This window comes from Acidovorax sp. SUPP3434 (assembly GCF_030159015.1).
Classification (GTDB): Bacteria; Pseudomonadota; Gammaproteobacteria; order Burkholderiales; family Burkholderiaceae_C; genus Paracidovorax.
On the sequence record NZ_BQXL01000039.1, the window covers coordinates 1 to 1,663 of the forward strand.

The 1,663-nt window shown below is 66.6% G+C and carries 1 protein-coding gene; it reads left to right on the forward strand.

The window, feature by feature from the left end:
• Positions 1–1,663, forward strand: a 1,663-nt coding sequence (locus AVKW3434_RS24155) for an RHS repeat-associated core domain-containing protein (protein WP_284407866.1), incomplete at both ends; no start/stop codon positions are given.

Genomic DNA, 1,663 nt, shown 5'->3' on the forward strand with positions numbered 1-1,663 from the left:
CGGGCGTCACCACGCGCTACCAGCGCGACGCGCAAGGGCGCATCACCGCACGCACCCAGGTCCTGGCCAACGGCAGCAGCAGCACCGTGGGCTACCAGTACGTGCCAGGCGGGACGGGCAGCGCAGGCAGTGCTGGCGCCGGGCAGATCGCCCGCATCACCTACCCCAGCGGTCGCCAGCTGGTGCACCAGTACGACGCCACCGGCCAGCTCACCGGGCTGCAGTGGAACGGCCAGCCGCTGGTCAGCGGCATCACCTGGAGCCCGCTGGGCCAGGCCACCGGCTGGCAATGGCCCGGGTTCGTGCAGACCCCCGGCAACCCCGCGCCGCTGGCCGAGCAGCGCAGCTACACCAGCGCGGGCCAGTTGGCCGCCAGTGCCCTGCTGCAACTGACCTGGGACAGCGCCGGGCGCATCGCGCAGATCACCCAGCAGCACATGCTGCCCACGCAAAGCAGCACGGTGGCGCAGCAGGTGGCGCTCACCAGCGCATACAGCTACGACACGGTGGGCCGGCTCACCGCCAGCGCGCACAGCGCACCCAACACCCTCACGCTGCCCAGCGGAACGACCTTGAGCGACACCATCGGGGCCAACGCCAGCGGCTACGCGTGGGATGCCAACGGCAACCGCAGCCAGAGCTACTACAGCAGCAGCACGGCAGGGGGCACCGCCACGCTGCAGCGCGACTACCAAATCGGCAGCACCAGCAACCACCTGGGCGGCTACACGCAGACCTTCACGCCCGCGGGCGGCAGCGCGCAGACCACCAACGTCAGCTACATCCACGACGCCACCGGATCGATCACCAGGAAGGGCGACAGCTACCTGCACTACGGCGTGGATGGCCGCATCGCCAAGGCGGGGCCGAACGCTGACCCGGCCAACGCACTGGCGGTGAGCTACACCTACAACGCCCTGGGGCAGCGCGTGTTCAAGAGCGATGCGCGGCTGTCGGGGGCCAAAAACCCCGCCATCACCACACAGACCGTCTATGCCGAAGACGGCATCGGCAGCACCGTGCTGGGGCAGTACGGCAGCCGAAGGAGCAGCGACAGCGCAGCACCGGCAGGCGAGATGGACAGCACCGAAGTGATCTACCTGCCCACCGCGAACGGGCCGATGCCCATTGCGGCGCAGATCAACGGCAGGCTGTATGCCATCGATGCGGACCACTTGAACACGCCCCGGCGCCTCACCAACACGCAGGGCCAGGTGGCGTGGCAATGGCTGATCACGGGGTTTGGAGAGGCCAATCCGACAACCGGGGCGACCAATTACTCACAAAGCGGGCAGGGCAGTGCAGCCTATGCAGAAGCCGTGAAGTTCGACCTGCGGTATCCGGGGCAGGTGTTTGATGAGGAAACCCAACTGAACTACAACCTGAACCGGTCCTATGACCCGCCTTCGGGGCGGTACTTCCAGGCCGACCCGATCGGGCTGGATGGCGGGTGGAATCGGTTTGGGTATGTGGGTGGCGATCCTCTGAATGCGATAGATCCGCAGGGACTGAATGCGGTAATGATCGCTAACAGAGCCGCGGCATGGGTACAAAGTGCCTACTACCGGTATGGCCCAGCTATCACAGAATTCATTGCTGGGGCATCGGGTGTCAACGGCGCAGTGGTATCTCCGATGAGCCCGTTGGTGGCGCAGATTCCGAC